Source organism: Nitrospira sp. (assembly GCA_024998565.1).
Taxonomy (GTDB): Bacteria; Nitrospirota; Nitrospiria; order Nitrospirales; family Nitrospiraceae; genus Nitrospira_A.
Genome location: JACOEM010000013.1, coordinates 13153 through 29602, shown reverse-complemented (window position 1 = coordinate 29602; position 16450 = coordinate 13153). Strand labels below are relative to the sequence as shown.

15 protein-coding genes are annotated in these 16450 nt (G+C 56.7%); 9 read left to right on the top strand and 6 right to left on the bottom strand.

Translation table 11 applies throughout. From position 1 onward, the window contains the following. Positions 1 to 7 precede the first annotated feature (7 nt). The 9 genes from mreC (at position 8) to bfr (H8K11_17435) (ending at position 11068) form a co-directional block, all read left to right on the top strand. Positions 8 to 889, top strand: coding sequence for a rod shape-determining protein MreC (mreC, locus tag H8K11_17475; GenBank protein ID MCS6265543.1), 882 nt, complete (start codon positions 8 to 10; stop codon positions 887 to 889). Beyond that, positions 886 to 1386 (top strand): hypothetical protein, encoded by a 501-nt coding sequence (locus H8K11_17470; GenBank protein MCS6265542.1) that lies wholly within the window; start codon positions 886 to 888, stop codon positions 1384 to 1386. The genes mreC and H8K11_17470 overlap by 4 nt, the downstream gene beginning before the upstream one ends. A 45-nt stretch (positions 1387 to 1431) precedes the next feature. Beyond that, entirely contained in the window at positions 1432 to 3303 is a 1872-nt protein-coding gene (gene mrdA / locus H8K11_17465; GenBank protein MCS6265541.1) for a penicillin-binding protein 2, read from the top strand. After that, positions 3300 to 4421, top strand: a complete 1122-nt coding sequence (gene rodA, locus H8K11_17460) for a rod shape-determining protein RodA (GenBank protein ID MCS6265540.1) — start codon at positions 3300 to 3302, stop codon at positions 4419 to 4421. The genes mrdA and rodA overlap by 4 nt, the downstream gene beginning before the upstream one ends. 145 nt (positions 4422 to 4566) lie before the next feature. Continuing rightward, entirely contained in the window at positions 4567 to 6078 is a 1512-nt protein-coding gene (locus H8K11_17455) for an Rne/Rng family ribonuclease (GenBank protein ID MCS6265539.1), read from the top strand. Positions 6079 to 6197: 119 nt separating this feature from the next. Further along, positions 6198 to 7334 (top strand): DNA-protecting protein DprA, encoded by a 1137-nt coding sequence (gene dprA, locus H8K11_17450; GenBank protein ID MCS6265538.1) that lies wholly within the window; start codon positions 6198 to 6200, stop codon positions 7332 to 7334. An 82-nt stretch (positions 7335 to 7416) separates the two neighbouring features. Then, on the top strand, positions 7417 to 9753 hold the full coding sequence (topA, locus tag H8K11_17445; protein ID MCS6265537.1) for a type I DNA topoisomerase: 2337 nt from the start codon (positions 7417 to 7419) through the stop codon (positions 9751 to 9753). 323 nt (positions 9754 to 10076) lie between these two features. Next, positions 10077 to 10553 (top strand): bacterioferritin, encoded by a 477-nt coding sequence (gene bfr / locus H8K11_17440; protein ID MCS6265536.1) that lies wholly within the window; start codon positions 10077 to 10079, stop codon positions 10551 to 10553. A gap of 35 nt (positions 10554 to 10588) precedes the next feature. Further along, the gene (gene bfr, locus H8K11_17435) at positions 10589 to 11068 is read left to right on the top strand and encodes a bacterioferritin (GenBank protein ID MCS6265535.1); all 480 of its coding nucleotides are present in this window, start codon (positions 10589 to 10591) and stop codon (positions 11066 to 11068) included. 252 nt (positions 11069 to 11320) lie between these two features. Here the strand turns inward: bfr (H8K11_17435) and H8K11_17430 are convergent, their stop codons facing one another. The 6 genes from H8K11_17430 to H8K11_17405 form a co-directional block, all read right to left on the bottom strand. Continuing rightward, positions 11321 to 11884: a helix-turn-helix transcriptional regulator gene (locus tag H8K11_17430; GenBank protein MCS6265534.1), complete on the bottom strand. Its 564-nt coding sequence runs from the start codon at positions 11882 to 11884 to the stop codon at positions 11321 to 11323. Positions 11885 to 11946: 62 nt separating this feature from the next. Beyond that, complete coding sequence (locus tag H8K11_17425; protein MCS6265533.1) at positions 11947 to 12702, bottom strand: HD domain-containing protein; 756 nt, start codon at positions 12700 to 12702, stop codon at positions 11947 to 11949. 104 nt (positions 12703 to 12806) lie between these two features. Then, positions 12807 to 13325 (bottom strand): hypothetical protein, encoded by a 519-nt coding sequence (locus H8K11_17420; protein MCS6265532.1) that lies wholly within the window; start codon positions 13323 to 13325, stop codon positions 12807 to 12809. A 23-nt stretch (positions 13326 to 13348) separates the two neighbouring features. Then, positions 13349 to 14035, bottom strand: coding sequence for an FMN-binding protein (locus H8K11_17415; protein MCS6265531.1), 687 nt, complete (start codon positions 14033 to 14035; stop codon positions 13349 to 13351). Next, the gene (locus tag H8K11_17410) at positions 14020 to 14481 is read right to left on the bottom strand and encodes a hypothetical protein (GenBank protein ID MCS6265530.1); all 462 of its coding nucleotides are present in this window, start codon (positions 14479 to 14481) and stop codon (positions 14020 to 14022) included. Before H8K11_17410 ends, H8K11_17415 begins: the two co-directional genes overlap by 16 nt. Before the next feature lie 60 nt (positions 14482 to 14541). After that, positions 14542 to 15990, bottom strand: a complete 1449-nt coding sequence (locus tag H8K11_17405) for a hypothetical protein (GenBank protein MCS6265529.1) — start codon at positions 15988 to 15990, stop codon at positions 14542 to 14544. Between the last annotated feature and the right edge of the window lie 460 nt (positions 15991 to 16450).

Below are 16450 nucleotides of genomic sequence, written 5' to 3'. Positions count from 1 at the left end.
AGTGTGGATGGCTATATCTCGCTCAACATACGGCACTAGACGTCTTGCCATCGTGCTGTTCGCCTGCTTGCTCGTCGCCCTCTTCCTTCTTCCTAGTCAAAGCCAGAGGCTGCTTCAGTATGTCGGCGGACCTCTTGGTCAGATCCTCAGCGTTCCGCTCGCCGCGTTTTCTTCCGTCGATCACGGCATTTCGGAAACCTGGAATGCGTATCTTGCCCTGCAGGGTGTTCACGAAGAGAACCGCCAGCTTCATCGGGACCTTGAGCTGCTGAAGGGCCAGAACAATCAGCTGCGCGAAGCCGTGGCGGCCACGCAACGGTACGAGACCCTGCTGAATTTTAGGCAGCAGTCGCCGTCCCAGACTCTGGCGGCGCAGGTGATCGGCCGAGATGCCACCAATTGGTATGGCGGGATGATTCTCAACAAGGGCGAAAGCGATGGAGTTCGCGTCGAGATGGGGGTCGTGACTCCCGCAGGTGTGGTGGGACGAATCGTGAAGACCAATTCCACTTCGTCGGTGGTCCTCCTCGTGACTGATCCCAACAATGCGATTGCGGGAGTGGTGCAACGGACTCGCGATGAAGGCATCGTGGAGGGCACCAGCCATGGGCGGGCGCGACTCAAATACATCCCCTTGTTGTCCCGGGTTCAGGCGGGCGACCGGGTCGTGACCTCAGGATTGACCGGGACCTTTCCACGTGGTTTGGCGATCGGTGGCCTGACCCAAGTGGAGAAGTCGGAGGGTGATTTGTTTCAATCGGCCGAAATCGAGCCGGAAGTGGACCTTTCCAAACTCGATGAGGTTCTCATCATCACGGCTCCGTATGAGGATGCCGACTCAGCGCAAAAACTGTTGCAGGAGATTCGCGGGGATCGAAAGAAGCCATGAAGTTTCTCCTGTATCTGCTCCTGGCGCTGGTGGTGGTCCCCTTTCAGACCACGTTGTTGCACTACTTCAGCATCTTCGGCGTGCGTCCCGATCTCGGTCTGGTGGCCGCCTGTCTCGTCGGGTTTCTCGGCGGCGAGTTGGACGGATTGATTCTGGGGCTCCTGCTGGGGTGTTTTCAGGATATGTTGTCCGCGGGAGATCTCTGGATCAATGTAGTGACCAAGGGCGGGGGTGGGTTTCTGGCCGGGCTGGCGGGCCGCCATATGGCCCATATCACTCCGGCCGTGTTGACTGCCGGATTAGCGATCATCTCCTGCCTGTCCAGTGCCGTGTTTCTCTACTCGATGAATCCGGCGGGTATCGATGAGGTCTGGATGGGTGTGCGTTCGACGGTGCTCGTGCAGGCCGGGTTCGACGCCTTGGTCGGGGCCGGCCTGTATCTGTTGTTCCGTCAGCGTTGGTCCGACGATCGAATGGTGACCGAGGGGGCGTTGTAATCGCGTGCGGGTATCCGGGCATCCATCGAAAAAAATCTGGCGACCATGGCTTCGATAGGATTTAACGATTCGGATCTCCTCGATCTCCAGCGGCGGCTGGTCATCCTCCGTGTGGGCCTCCTGCTGGTGGTGGCGTTGCTCGCCTTGCGTCTGTGGCATCTTCAGATTCGGGAAGGCCCCTATTACCGGGATTTGTCTGAAAACAACCGGACACGCTCGGTAGTGTTGGAGCCGGCCCGCGGTCTCATCTTCGACCGGAACGGTGTGTTGCTGGCGAACAATGTGCCGAGTTTTGCCCTGTATGTCACGCTGGAAGACGTGAAGGATCGGCCGGCTCTGGTCGCGCAGTTGGCCTCGTTGCTCAATCTCGAGCCGGAGGTGATTCAAAAGAAACTGTCGACCGGCAAGGGCGGCAAGCTGCAGCCTCGCAAGGTGAAAGACCGGCTGACGTTGCGCGAGGCGACATTGATCGAGTCTCATCGGTTGGATTTGCCCGGTGTGATGATTCAAGTGGAGTCGCAACGGAACTACCCCGGCGGGCCGGTTGCGGCGCATCTACTGGGATATGTGGGAGAAGTGTCGGCGGATCAACTTGAAAAGGCTGATTTTGCCGACCTCCATCAAGGCAGCGTGGTCGGGCAGTATGGAGTCGAGAAGTGGTTCGACCGGCAAGTCCGCGGGCGGGCGGGTCAGAAGAGCGTCGAAGTCGATGCGCTCGGCCACGAAAAACGCGCCGTGGTGTCGGACAAGCCGGTGGCGGGTGACGATCTCTATCTCACCATCGATGCCCGGCTTCAGAAAACCGCCGAAGATCTTCTTGGGGAGGAGTCGGGCGCCATCGTGGCGCTGGATCCGACCAACGGGGATATTCTGGCGATGGCCAGCCGTCCGGGATTCGATCCGAACATGTTGTCGAAAGAATTAACGAACAAACAGTGGGTTGAAATCGTTCAGAACGAGCGGCGCCCCCTGAATAATCGCGCCACGCAAGGTCAATATCCTCCAGGCTCGACGTTCAAGGTGGTGATGGCGGCGGCGGCGCTTGAATCCAACACCGTGACTCCCTCGACCATGGTTCGGTGTAACGGCGGGTATCAATTCGGGAATCGGCTGTTTCACGACTGGAAGCAAGGCGGTCATGGGTCAGTCGATATGAACGAGGCCTTGATCCACTCGTGCGACGTCTATTTCTATACCGTCGGCCAGCGAATGGGGATCGATACGATCGCCGAGTATGCGAAGCAGTTCGGGCTCGGGCAGGAGACCGGAGTCGAGCTTCCGTCGGAACGTGTCGGTATCGTTCCTTCGACGGCATGGAAGCAGAAAGCAAGAAATCAGCCCTGGTACCCCGGTGAAACCATTTCCGCGGCGATCGGACAAGGATATGTCACGGTGACACCCTTGCAGATGGCCAGCGTCATCGGTACGGTGGCCAACGACGGCCTGTCGATCAAACCGCGCCTGGTGCAGGCGGTGATGAATCGCGCGACGGGAGAACGGGCCGAATTCCCTCCGACCGTGCGCGGCAAGGTGGCAGTGAAGCCGGCCACCATTGCTTTGATTAAGGAGGCGCTGGCCGATGTGGTGACCAAAGGAACCGCGACGCGAGCGAAGTCGTCCCTCGTGACGATCGGAGGAAAAACCGGGACCGCTCAAACGGCGGCGCTCCGCACCGGTCCGGAGAAGGATATCCCGAAAAAGCTTAGAGACCATGCCTGGTTCGTCGCCTTTGCGCCCGTGGAGGCTCCGCGCATTGCCGTGGCGGTCCTGGCTGAGCACATGGGACATGGCGGATCGGCCGCGGCCCCCTTGGCCAAAGATGTGATTGAAGCCTACGTCAAGGCCTATCCCGAGGTCCTCAATGGAGTTCCTGCGGGTGGGCGGACGAAATCCGCTGACGTACGACCGAAGACGTGATGATTGATCGGGTGATCGACAGTCGAGGATTGGATAGTTTCGACCTCCGCTTCATGGGGTTGATCGCGGTCATCCTGTCGGTCGGGGTGCTGTCGATCTACAGCGTCACGCATTCTCAGGACACCGCCTTTCCTTTTTATCTCAAACAGCTCGTGTGGATTCTGCTGGGCACGATCGCGTTCCTGGTGATGTACCTGTCCGACTATCACAAGATTGCGCGCCTGGCCTATCCGACTTATGCGGTGATTCTGATTATGTTGGCGGTCGTGTTGGTCATGGGTAAGTCCAGCCGTGGAGCCCAACGGTGGATTCCGATCGGGCCCTTCGCCTTTCAACCATCTGAATTTGCGAAACTGGTTCTGGTGTTGGTACTGGCGAACTATTACTCCCGGGTGTCTCGTGCGGGGTGGCTCCATCGGGTGGTTCTGCCGGGGTTGATTGTGTTGCCCGGCCTGCTGTTGATCCTCAAGCAGCCTGATTTGGGGAGCGGTCTGAGTTTTCTGGCTGTGTACGCGGCCATGTTATTGATGGTCGGCGTGCGCTCGAAGACGTTGGGGGTGATTTTATTGCTCTCCGTCATGCTCTTCCCGTTCGTGTGGGAAATGGTCTGGGCATCCTTGCACGATTATCAGCGGGAACGTGTCATGGCATTTGTCGATCCGGATTACGATCCGGGAGGAAAAGGCTATCATGCGCTCCAGTCCAGAATTGCCATCGGCTCCGGGGAATTGTCGGGAAAAGGGCTGTACGGCGGCACACAAAGCCAGCTGAAGTTCCTTCCAGAAGGCCATACCGACTTCGTGTTTGCGGTCTATGCGGAGGAATGGGGCTTTGTCGGCGTACTGGTGCTGTTGGCCCTCTTTATTGCGCTGATATGGGTGTCGTTGGAAATTGCCGCGCGTGCGAAAGATACATTGGGGGCATTACTCGCGGCAGGGATTGTGGCGATGCTCTGTTTTTGCGTGGTCGTCAATATCGGGATGACCGCAGGGATGTTTCCCATTGTCGGCATTCCGCTTCCGTTGGTGAGTTACGGAGGGAGTGCGACCATCATGACCATGGCTTCGTTGGGATTATTGTTGAACGTCAAACGACGTCGGTTGACCTTGTTCTATTAGGCGATGCCTGGACAGGGGCCGACTGGGTATGAAATAACCATGTGAACCGGATTGGCACCGGACTGACGGTAAGACGAGAAAGAACCCGGACTCTGCGTCCGCGTTCGTCTGCCGATCCGACCGATCTGGGTGTAAAGGAGTGTCTATGGGTGTGGAGATAGCAATCAGTATAGCGCGGGAAGAAACCCGCGTGGCGGTACTCGACAACGGGGTTGTCACCGACCTCTATGGCGATCGCGCCAAAGACCAGGATTTCGTCGGGAATATTTATAAGGGCCGGGTGGCGAAAGTGCTGCCCGGCATGCAGGCGGCGTTCATCGATATCGGGTTGGAAAAAGCGGCATTCATGCATGTGTCCGACCTCTCGATGGATGTCGAACCCGGGGATACCCTCGTCGAGGGCGACGACGACGACAACAAGGATTCGGAGGTCCCCAAGCCCAAGCGGCAAAGCTCGAAACCCATTGAAGAGTTGCTGTCCGAGGGGCAGGAAGTCATGGTGCAGATCTCGAAAGGTCCGATCGGCACCAAGGGATCGCGCGTGACGACCTATGTGTCCTTGCCGGGCCGGTACCTGGTATTCATGCCGACGGTCGAGCATATCGGCGTCTCCCGCCGCATTCCTCGTGATGAGGAGCGGGCACGCCTGAAAGAAATTATGAAACGGGCACGGCGCCCGGGGTTCGGCTACATCGTGCGAACCGTCAGTGAAGGGGTCAAGGAAGAGGAGTTGCGCTCGGACGTCGAGTTCTTGCACGTCTTATGGCAAGACGTATTGACGAAGCGTGATCAGCAGCCGGCCCCGAGCCTCTTACACAGCGACTTGAGTTTGAGTTTTCGCGTCGTGCGCGATCTTTTCGGTCGTCGGGTGGACCGGTTATTGATCGATTCCCGCGAGGAGTACAACGCGATCAAGGGGTTCGTCCAGCGGTTTTCGCCGGAGCAAACCTCGCGGATTCATTTTTATGACAAAGAAGAAAGCCTGTTCGATTACCTGGGCGTGGAGCAGGAAATCGCCCGTGCGATGAGCCGCAAGGTGTGGCTCAAGTCCGGAGGATATTTGGTGATCGACCATACCGAGGCCATGACGGTGATCGACGTGAATACCGGCCGGTTTGTCGGGAAGCGCGATCAGGAAGAAACGATCCTCAGAAACAACCTGGAAGCGGCGCGCGAAATCGCCTATCAGGTGAAGTTGCGCGGGATCGGCGGCATCATCATCGTGGATTTCATCGACATGGAGCGGGAGAAAAATCGCGACAAGGTTTACCATGCACTGGTGGATGCCATGTCGTCTGATAAAGCCCGCACCAGAATTTCCAGGGTGTCCGATCTCGGGTTGATCGAAATTTCCCGTGAGCGTGTGCGAGAGGACTTGCTGCGTTCGTTGTCGGAGCCCTGCCACTATTGCGACGGGCGCGGCTACACCAAGTCGCCGATGTCGGTGGCCTACGAAATTTTCCGTGAAGTGCGGCGGCTCGGCCATGAGATCGAGCAGCAGCGCGTGGTTGTCGGCGCGCATCCTGCCGTTGCTCTGCTCTTGCAGGAACAGGAGCAACCAGGCGTCGAGGAACTCGAACGGCGATATAGCGCAAAAATTCTGGTCACGCCCGACGATCGGTTGCATCTGGAGCAATTCGATCTGGTCGTGATCTAATCCGCCGAGCGACCGGGCGTGTACCTGTTCCGGGTGGGCATCCTGCCGCTGAACGTGGTCTTTCTCCAGTACAACGGGCATGACATCGCACTGACGACGTGTGATGAGTTGAGACGATAGTGAGTCATCGATCTCTCCGTCCCTGGTTGGTGTTGCGCGCGATTCCCGGTGTGGGCGACGCCATCCTTCTCAAGCTTGTGCATGCATTCGGGGCGCCGGATGCTGTGTTCTCGGCGCCGCAGTCGGCGTTGGAGGAGATTGGATGCCGGCCGCCTCTAGTCGAGGCGATTCGTCGAGGGCCGGCTCCGGATGCGATCCGGGAACTCGACAAGGAATTAGAGCAGCTGCAGCGCCGGAAGGTTACGGTGCTGACGTATCTTGATGCACAGTACCCCACGCCACTCAGGACGATTCCGGACCCGCCCCCGTTGTTGTACGTTCAGGGCTCGCTGCTGGAAACCGATCGGCATGCCGTGGCGATTGTCGGCACGAGAAAAGTCAGTGCCGCCGGGCGCATCGTGGCTGAGGAGTTGGCGCGCGACTTGGTGAAGATGGGTTTTACGATCGTCAGTGGTTTGGCGCGTGGAGTCGATGCGGCCGCGCATCGCGGGGCCCTTGCCGGTAAGGGGCGAACGCTTGCCGTCATGGGCTGTGGACTGGACCGTACCTATCCGGCCGACCATCGGCACTTGCGCGAGACGATCGAACAGCAGGGCGCCGTGTTGTCTGAACTCCCGCTGGGGGCGGCACCGCACAGCTATCACTTCCCGCGGCGCAACCGCATCATCAGCGGATTATCGTTGGGTGTAGTAGTGACCGAGGCGGCCATTGAGAGCGGGTCACTTATTACGGCGAGATTGGCCGGTGAGCAGGGGCGGGAAGTGTTTGCGGTACCGGGTTTCGTCAAAGCGGAGCAGAGTCGTGGCCCGAACAGTTTGATTAAGGATGGCGCCCGATTGGTTGAGTCCGCGCAGGATATTCTAGAGGAATTGTTGCCGCAGCTTGATCAGGCCTTCCGTGCGCGGTTGACAGGGGGAGCAGGGACCCTCGCCCAGCCGAAGATGCCATTCAGCTCGGATGAAACGGTGGTATACGATGTCTTGTCGGTCCTGCCGCAATCGATCGACGACGTGATTCGGCGCAGTGGATTGCCTGCTGCTCAGGTGATGACGATCCTGTTATCGCTCGAATTAAAGAATTGTGTTCGCCAGTTACCCGGCAACGAGTATGTACGTCTCACATCGGGCCAACATTGAGAGATTAGAGCTGACAGGGGCTCGATATTTGTTATAGTGGGTGTGGTAGTCTGGGCATAGGTACTGAGGAACGTGGAGCCACATGGCCAAATCGCTGATCATCGTTGAGTCGCCGACCAAGGCGCGCACCATCACGAAATATCTCGGTCGTGGCTATTCCGTCATGGCCTCCGTCGGCCACGTCAAGGATCTCCCTACCAGCAAGCTGGGTGTGGATCTCGACAACGATTTTGAACCCCAGTACGTCACGATCAAGGGCAAGTCGAAAGTCCTTGCCGACATTAAAAAGAAAGCCCAGGAAGTCGACACCGTGTTTCTCGCGCCGGACCCTGATCGCGAGGGCGAGGCGATTGCCTGGCATATTGCGCAGGAACTGCACGGCAAGGGAAAGAAGAAAGACGGCAAAGTCTATCGTGTGCTGTTCAATGAGATCACGGAATCGGCGATCAAGCGGGCACTGAAGTCGCCGGGTGAAATCGATATGAAGCTGGTCCAGGCTCAGCAGGCGAGACGAGTCCTCGATCGCATCGTGGGGTACCAGGGCAGTCAGTTGCTGTGGAAAAAGGTGCGCCGTGGTCTCAGCATGGGCCGGGTGCAGTCCGTGGCCGTGCGGTTGATTTGCGACCGGGAGAAAGAGCGAGAAGCCTTCCGGGCGGAAGAATACTGGTCTATCGTCGCGTTGTTGGCTGGGGACAATCCACCAGCGTTCGAAGCCAAATTGCATTCCGTGAACGGCCAGGATGCCGATATCGGCACGGGCGAGCGGGCCCAGCAGATCCTGGATGCCGTGCAGGGGAAGCCGTTCGTCGTGCAATCGATCGAGCGCAAGGAAAAGAAACGCAATCCGGTCGCACCCTTCATCACGAGCCGGCTGCAGCAGGAAGCCGCCAGAAAGCTGCATTTCAGCCCGAAGAAGACGATGACGCTGGCGCAGCAGTTGTATGAAGGTATTGAAATCGGGTCGGAAGGGCCCACCGGTCTCATTACCTACATGCGAACGGACTCGCCGAGGATTTCGCAAGAAGCGACCGAAGACGCCAGAATTGTGATTCGAGAGCGGTTCGGAGCGGAGTATCTGCCTGCTACGCCCAACGTGTACAAGACGCAGAAAGCCGCGCAAGAGGCGCATGAAGCCATTCGGCCGACGTCCGCGGCTCGCGACCCCGAATCCATCAGGCAATACCTTGAGCAGGATCAGTACAATTTGTACAAGCTCATTTGGAATCGTTTCATTGCCTCACAGATGGTCCCTGCAATCATGGATGTGACGCGTGTGGATTCGTCTCCGGTGGGAACTCCGGATCGATATGTGTTTCGCACGACCGGCACCGTGGTCAAGTTCGCCGGCCATACGGCGGTGTACTTAGAGGGAACCGACAAGGAATTGCCGTCGCACAAGCCCAAGAATGAGCAAGAGGCGGAGGACGAATCAGATCGCCAGCTGCCCGCATTGCGCGAAGGTGAATCCTTGCATCTGGTCGCTCAGGAAGCCCAGACCTTGCTCGGGCTCGTTTCTAAACAGCATTTCACTCAGCCGCCTCCCCGGTACAATGAAGCATTGCTGATTCGAGAGCTGGAAGAAAAGGGGATCGGCCGGCCCTCCACCTACGCTTCGATCATTTCGACGATCCAAGACCGGAAGTATGTCGAGAAGGTCGAAGGGCGGTTTCTCCCGACCGAAACCGGGAGAACGGTGAATGACTTTCTGTTGAAGGGATTTCCGGATCTGCTGGATACGGAATTTACATCCCACATGGAAGAGCAGCTCGATGAAGTCGAAGAGGGCACAAAGCCCTGGGTTTCAGCGGTGCGCGATTTTTACACACCCTTTGTGAGGGAAATGGAACTCGCTCAAGGTATCCCTGGACCGAAGGATATCGTCGAGCCGCCCACGAACCTTCCCTGTGAAAAATGCGGCCGCATGTTGGAGATCAAATGGGGACGGAATGGGAAGTTCCTCGCGTGCCCCGCCTATAAGGACGATCCTCCCTGCAAAAATACGCAAAATTTTGAAAAGTTGCCGGATGGAACGATTAAGATTGTTCCCAAGCTGGAAGAGACGACGGACGAGAAGTGCGAAAAGTGCTCCAGCCCGATGGTGGTGAAATCTGGACGCTTCGGAAAGTTCCTGGCTTGTTCTGCCTATCCAGAATGTAAGACAACCAAGGCCATCGCCCTGGGGGTGAAATGTCCGCAGCCCGGATGTGGTGGAGATCTGGTTCAGAAGCGCACCAAAAAAGGGCGGAACTTTTATTCGTGCAGCCGGTACCCGCAGTGCGAATATGCGCTCTGGGATCGTCCGATCAACAAGCCCTGTCCCACGTGCCAGGCTCCGTTCCTCATTGAGAAAGTCAGCAAGCAGGCCGGACGCTCGGTGCAATGCCGCAATGAAGAGTGCGGCTATCGTGAAGCCGGATAGCCATGGTGGATTTGTTGCCTGCTGTTATCCTCCGCTTTTGAAGCGCAAGCTCTCCCTTCCGCTGCTCCCCTCCATTTTCTTCAACTCCTCGCCGCCTACTTGCATAGCAGATCGTTTACCGTCGCATCCTGATGAGGACAATGAGAAATGTTCTCGGCGATGTTGATAACCGTCCTCATAAATACGTATGTCTCTGCTTGACAACCCTTTCGAGAATGTCTAAGTAAGGTGTAGGATGAATCATAAGAGAGGGCATATTCGTATCTGTCTCAATCAAGAGGCCAGGCAGGCAATGAGGCGCTCCAAGGCCGGAGGAGGGATGTATGAAAGCCAAACAAGGTATCATTGAGCTTCTTAATAAAGTGCTTACCGCGGATCTCACCGCCATCAACCAGTATTTTGTCCATGCAAAGATGTGTGACAATTGGGGTTACGACCGGCTGCACCACAAGGTTCGAGAGCGCAGCATCGATGAGATGAAGGATGCGGACGAGTTGATCGGCCACATTCTGTACCTGGAAGGGGTGCCGAATGTTCAGCGGATGAACACGGTGCAGGTCGGAGAGACCGTTCCTGAGCAATTGAAGCTTGATCTCAAGGCGGAGCAGGAAATGCTCACGCTGCTCAGCGACGGAGTTGTGCATTGTGCAAAGGTAGGTGACTTTACGACACGGCACATGTTCGAAGACATGGCGAAAGATGTGGACCAGCATATTGATTGGATCGAGACCCAGATGGAGACGATCAAACAAGTGGGTCTTGAGAATTATCTGGCAGAGCAGATCAAAAAGGACAGTTAAGCGAGCGCCGTCCCGGCGTTGTAACGGGGGTATGCATGAAAGCGAAAGAGGGCGTCCTCGAGATCCTGAATAAGGTATTGGTCACTGAGCTCACGGCGGTGCATCAATACCTCCTGCATGCGGCCTCGTGTAAGCATTGGGGGTATGGTCGACTCCACGAGCATTTTAGTCACTTGGCCGAGGAAGAGGTCAGCCATTCCTCGGGCCTGATCGATCATATCCTGTACCTGGGGGGGGCTCCGGAGATGGATCGCCTGGACACCGTCGCCGCTGGCAAGAAAGTCTCGGAGTTGCTGGAAGCCGATCTGGCCTTCGAGCGTGAGGATGCGGAAATGCTTCGCGACGGGATTGCCCATTGCACAAAGGTCGCTGACTTCACGACCCGTCGTCGGCTCGAAGAGATGATCGTCGATACGGAAGAGCATATCGATTGGTTTGAGACTCAGCTCTGCACCATCAGGCAAGTAGGTCTCGATCGATACTTGGCCGAGCAGATTCATTCTGAGAAGTCTTAGCCCTTGCGTGCGCAGGTGGTCGGCCGGTGGGATCCCCGAAGGCCCCGCTGGCCGGCTCTCTCCTCTGTCGTCGTCTCTCCCCATGCACATGCTTCGCTGAACCCCTCCGTCCGGTAATTTGAATCACCCGCGCATTCATTCTCCCCTCACTACTGCGAAGCGACTCGATCGTTCTGTATTCCATGGCCATTCAGGGCAGGGGACATTCCCGTTCTCCAAGCAGTGAAGCCGTGTGGTTGGTCTGGCCGTTGGCTACAGGGCTTTCTGCATGGCGTGAACCGTCAGCCGATGCCGTGAGTGTGCCTGCCGGGATCGAATCTCCCTGGGAGAATGCCCGGTCGCGCGTTTGAAGAAATGGCTGAAGGCAAACTGATCGCTGAACCCCACCGCTGTAGCAACTTCTGCCAACGTCTGCGCGGTTGTGGTGAGGAGTGATTGAGCCCGTTCGACCCGATGTCGTCTCATGTACCCGGAAAACGATTCACCCATGATGCGGTAAAACAGATCAGAGCAATATTTCTCCGAATAGCCGAGGAAATTTGCCAGGACTTTGAGTGTCAGTCCACGATGGAGATTTTCGTTGATGAAGCGGGTGATGCGTCCGGCCAGCGTGGTTGTCTCATTAGCGGACTCTCTGTGGGACGGCAGGGCATGGGACAGGTTAAAGAGATCGCACACGAGATTGCGTAGCTCCTGTTCCGTCGTGGCCTGCTCAAGACGATCAGCCCAGTGTGGTGACTGTGCGCGAAGCTCGGACGAGAGGGTGCGGAGGCGATCAGTTGGAATTTCGATGTCGGGCGCGTTGTTCATCATCATTCAGCTCCATCAGTGAGGCCAATAGCCCGTACGCCGGGTATGGACTGTTTTCGTTCGACTCCTCAGAACATTGAAAAGGGCATATGCTGGTGACTCGGTTGGTCGAGGGTCGGTTCAACAGTGAGAGCGGTGACACTCGCGTCACCGAATGGTAGCGGCGGGAGCTGGTCTTGATGGCGAAACTGTGCACAAAATGTGGCGGTCAGTATCGGATCAAATTGTGAGCCTGCCGACGCTTGTAGGGTTCGTAGGGCCCTGTGTAACGAAGTCGATCGATTGGCAATGCTGTCGAAGACGTCCGCAATGGCCAAAATTCTGGCGGCCAAGGGGATATAGCCTCCGCGAAGTCCATAAGGATATCCGGCGCCGTCCCATCGTTCGTGATGATGAGCGATCAGGCGTGCGGCCTCAGAGAGGAATCGATGGGGGCTCAGGAGCGCAGCGCCTTCCCGGGGATGGCTTTGGATCAGGGCATAGTCATCCAAGCTGTGCGCTGCTGTCTCGTCGAGCAGTCTGCCGGGTAACGTGAGGAGTCCGATATCGTGCAGCAGGGCTGCATAGTGCAGCTCGATGTGTTGGTCATCCGTAAGGCTGATGGCCTTGCCCAGCAAGCGGGCATAGTGTGCGGTGCGCTCGCCATGTCCGAAGTGTCCAGGAATGAGGGTTTCGATCCTCCGCGTCAGGCGTCGAAGTTGTAACAGGCGAACAGCGTATAATGATTCTTTGGAAAGCTGAAGTGAATCCAAGGCATCAAGCTGTCGGGTTATTTCCTGGATGAGCTGTGTTGTGGCATTGATCGGCGATATCGATGGATGCATGGGAATCCTCCGAAAAAAAAGAGCCCAAGATCGTTGCACACGATCTTGGGCTCTGGGCTGAATACCTCTGGCCGCAACGGAGTCAACGGACTTCTTCTAGGCGTTCATGACTCTTCCCCTCGCTTCCCGGCCATCAGCGGTTGCTTCAAAATCCACATTTCGTAGAGAGGGATAGCCATCATCGCGAGAAAGCTGCCCATCATCAGAGTGTCCCCGGCCAGCATTGTGAGCACAAAAATAGGTGAGATGTAGCTGATCAGCCAGGGGGAGAGCAGGTCCAGCGCCACGCCTCCGAACGAAAGCCATGTCAGCCAGACTTGCGTGGCATGACTGGCCTGCGTGAGATAGAGGACATGGACGAGAATCATAAACACGACCGGCATGGTGAACAGGTGAAAGTGCGTGACCTCGGCCAGCTCCCGAAACGACATCGGTTCGCCGAAGGTCGCATCAGAGCCACGGTAGTGGTCGGCGATACCTTGTGGGCTCAAGCTGGTCATGCTGTGCGCCCAGAAGAAAGAAAAAAGAAACCCCACCAGCATCAAAAAGAGGAATTGCGTATACAACAACCTGATGTGACGATCCGAATCACGCAGGCGGAATCGAGCATTAAAATTTCGCATGCCAGTGCAGTGTCCCGACGGCCTTAGTTGCCGAATAGGGTCCCCAACAGTCCTCTCTCGGCCTTCTGCACTGCGACCGTGTCGCTGCCTAAGCCGGCCGGCTTCAAGTAAAATTCGTCTACCAGTACTAACACTCGTTTGACGCCAGCGTTCATCGACCGGACGGACATCGTGGCTCCACTGATGTTGATAATGTCTTTGTTGATTCGAATGGGGTCCGTGACGGTCTTGCCATCATACTGAGAGTTAAATCGCTTCTTCCCGACCTCGCTGCCCTTTGCATCCCGAAACACCAGCAATTCGACGTCGGTGCAATTCCCTTTGGGATCCACTCCTACCATATAGGTCATGGGTTTATATTTGCCGATGGTGTTGTGGATCATCGCATACCCGTCGACTTTGTCTCCAGTCTCCCCGATATACAGATCGAACGAGTCTTCCGGAAACTTCCAACCGATGCGCTGTTCGATGAGTTCCTTCCTGTCCTGCGTGAGTCGGATCAGTTCCTTGCGCACACGTTGAGATTTTGGGAGGATGGTCTTCACGGCCTCCTCTTCGGTCATGAACTCTTCGTACTTGAAGTCGTCGTCTTTCAGGAAGCGGCGCAATTCGTTGTCCCAGACTTTCTCCGTCGCCAGCGCCGGGAGCGACGAGGTCAGAAGCAATACGACTGCGGTCAAGGTGCGGTACGCACTCAATGTACTGAACATCCATGCTCCTTCAATTTGGTGTCTAAGCGGTTCTGCACGTCGGTCATGACTTGGGCCGAGGACTCGGTGTCGGTCCAGCCGAACAGGCGAGAGCCGCCACGGAATGCCCACCGTTGTCGCTCTTCGATGAAGCCGATTTTTGTGACATCGTCGAGTCGTTTGACTGCCAGGGAAATCCGGGACCGATCTTTGCTGTCCCCCAAGTCTCGCTGAAGGGCACCAAAGGTCCGTCCCGGCATGGGTATTTCAAGCCACGCGGTGTCGATCAGGCCTGCGGTCTTATCCTGCCGCGCTATCGCACGATCTTTGACTGCGTCAAGTGCAGCTTCCCAGGCATGGTCGTAGCTGCAGACGGCGAATCGTTCCTGCATACCGCCCAGGGATGCACAGGCGGTCAGAAGAGCGGGAATTAGGAGGATGCTGAGTCGGCGGTAGTGCTGTGTCATATCAATTCTGTCGGTATCGTCCAGGCCGTCCCGATCGGGACGGCCTGGACGAGGAACCGGTTAGAAGTACGTGGCTGCTTGGATTAAGAATCCGTTTCCATTCATCGGGCTGCCTGCAGTGCCGAGATCCCCGGCGGCTACAAGGCCCTTTGCGTCCCTCTGGGTATTGAATTGCCAGTCGAATTTGATCACCGTGTCTTCAATCGGCCGGAAATTGAGACCAAGGGTCAAGCGCTCAAGCTTCCGTTGGCCTCCCAGCGCGTTCTGCTTGGTGCGATCGTCGGTATCCGTGTTGACCTGTTCCCACCGCACGACTGCCGTAAACGTAGAGGCGTCGGTGAAATGGCTGGGCGCCCATTTCTTGAGGAATTCCGGCATGAAGTGATAATTCCCCTGAACGTAGTAGCCTTGCATGCCAGCCGGTCCGATGACCCGGTTGGCGACACCAGTCGCATTGTTGTTGCTGATTCTCGTCCAGGCTGACTCTCCGATGATTTCGAACGGGCCTTTCTGGAGAGTCCAGTCCAATGCGAACATATCGATATAGCCCGCCCCCACGGCTCCGGCGGCCGGCTTGTACGCTCCATGGTAGCCGGATCCGGCGATTTCAATGCCCAGCATCGGGCTGAAGGCGATGCGGCCGACGACGGCTTTGTTGTCGTCGCGATCCCGAGAGACGCTGCCTCGCGCGCTTCGCACCCCAAGGTCGGTAATGCCGCCGGCCGTCTGGCTCATTCCATTGACGGCATAGACTTCGTAGTCCAGCTTCGAGCGTGACGAGGGATACAGGGTTCCGTAAATACCGGCACCGGCTTCGAACCAGGTGCTGGGGATGACGATGCGAGAGACCATCGGCCGATCGACGAGATCGTTCAAGGGTGAGTCGTGCAGTAAGTTAAACTTGCCGACCGGCATCAACAAGATACCAGCTCGGAGATTGATCGCTTCATTAATCAGGTAATCCAATTGGGCAAACTCGATCTGCATGGAACCGTCAGTGCCCTGTGGCGCGTTGGAGCCGCCGCGCTCGATCTCGATTTCCGTTGCAAACTTGATATGGTCGGTAATGTCCGCATAAATAAATGGCACCAGCCGTTGCTGGCCGAATGAATTACGACTAGGGTTGTCCAGGTTCTGACGGGACAGTGAGTTGTACATGACATCGGCATATCCACCGACCGTTGCTTTCGGAGCACTCAAGAAGGGCTTGGCGTAAATGAGTTTGCCGGATCCGGTTGATCCGAATCCCAACGGAATCTTTTCCTCGCCCTTTCGCTCGACTCGAATTTCGGTTATGGGACCGGATGCCACAGGATATTGCGGAGTAGAGGCCGCTTCACCTTGGCCTTGTTGCATGCCGCCTTCACGTCGTTCGTGTTCCTGAAGCCGCTTTTCGACTGCCTCATCAACCAGTTTTTTAATGTCCTCCGGGGTCATGTTTTCCGCCAGTGCCGGCATTGCCGGTAGACTGGCTAAGACGAGAGCCCCGAGGATTGCCCTGATTTTCATGGGTATCCTCCATCCGCGAGTAAGGGTTTGGTTGGACTCGGGACTCAAAGGTCTCTGGTCTACAGGGAAAACAGGTGTACATGATCGATGCCCTGGGGTGTACCTGGTGGTGAGGCCTCCTTTCATATATCGAATCATGCTGTGACGGTGCCCCAGCCTTCGATTGAGGTGAATGGGATGACGACGATGCGCTTACAGCGTTTGCATTTGAGCTCAAGGCCTTGCCCACGGACTTTGGCAATGAGTTGTCCGCACTCGCAGCGCGTCTCACTGTCTTGGCAGGTAGGGGATGCCAAACTTTTTCCTGTGATCATAGCGGGTGGTCGGTCTCGTTGGTAAAATTGAGAACGATTATTAATATCCCGATCAGCGGAGGAATGTCAAGTCTGGCGACCAATTAAAAGTTGGCCGCTTTTTTGTGTGCGCTGCGCGCCTGCCACAGGTGATTTTGTCGGATAGA

Coding starts and splice junctions, on each gene's coding strand:
- mreC (MCS6265543.1), top strand. CDS start 8: ATGGCTATATCTCGCTCAACATACGGCACTAGACGTCTTGCCATCGTG.
- H8K11_17470 (MCS6265542.1), top strand. CDS start 886: ATGAAGTTTCTCCTGTATCTGCTCCTGGCGCTGGTGGTGGTCCCCTTT.
- bfr (MCS6265536.1), top strand. CDS start 10,077: ATGAAAGCCAAACAAGGTATCATTGAGCTTCTTAATAAAGTGCTTACC.
- H8K11_17410 (MCS6265530.1), bottom strand. CDS start 14,481: ATGACACAGCACTACCGCCGACTCAGCATCCTCCTAATTCCCGCTCTT.
- bfr (MCS6265535.1), top strand. CDS start 10,589: ATGAAAGCGAAAGAGGGCGTCCTCGAGATCCTGAATAAGGTATTGGTC.
- H8K11_17430 (MCS6265534.1), bottom strand. CDS start 11,884: ATGATGATGAACAACGCGCCCGACATCGAAATTCCAACTGATCGCCTC.
- H8K11_17455 (MCS6265539.1), top strand. CDS start 4,567: ATGGGTGTGGAGATAGCAATCAGTATAGCGCGGGAAGAAACCCGCGTG.
- H8K11_17420 (MCS6265532.1), bottom strand. CDS start 13,325: ATGCGAAATTTTAATGCTCGATTCCGCCTGCGTGATTCGGATCGTCAC.
- H8K11_17425 (MCS6265533.1), bottom strand. CDS start 12,702: ATGCATCCATCGATATCGCCGATCAATGCCACAACACAGCTCATCCAG.
- mrdA (MCS6265541.1), top strand. CDS start 1,432: ATGGCTTCGATAGGATTTAACGATTCGGATCTCCTCGATCTCCAGCGG.
- H8K11_17405 (MCS6265529.1), bottom strand. CDS start 15,990: ATGAAAATCAGGGCAATCCTCGGGGCTCTCGTCTTAGCCAGTCTACCG.
- topA (MCS6265537.1), top strand. CDS start 7,417: ATGGCCAAATCGCTGATCATCGTTGAGTCGCCGACCAAGGCGCGCACC.
- H8K11_17415 (MCS6265531.1), bottom strand. CDS start 14,035: ATGTTCAGTACATTGAGTGCGTACCGCACCTTGACCGCAGTCGTATTG.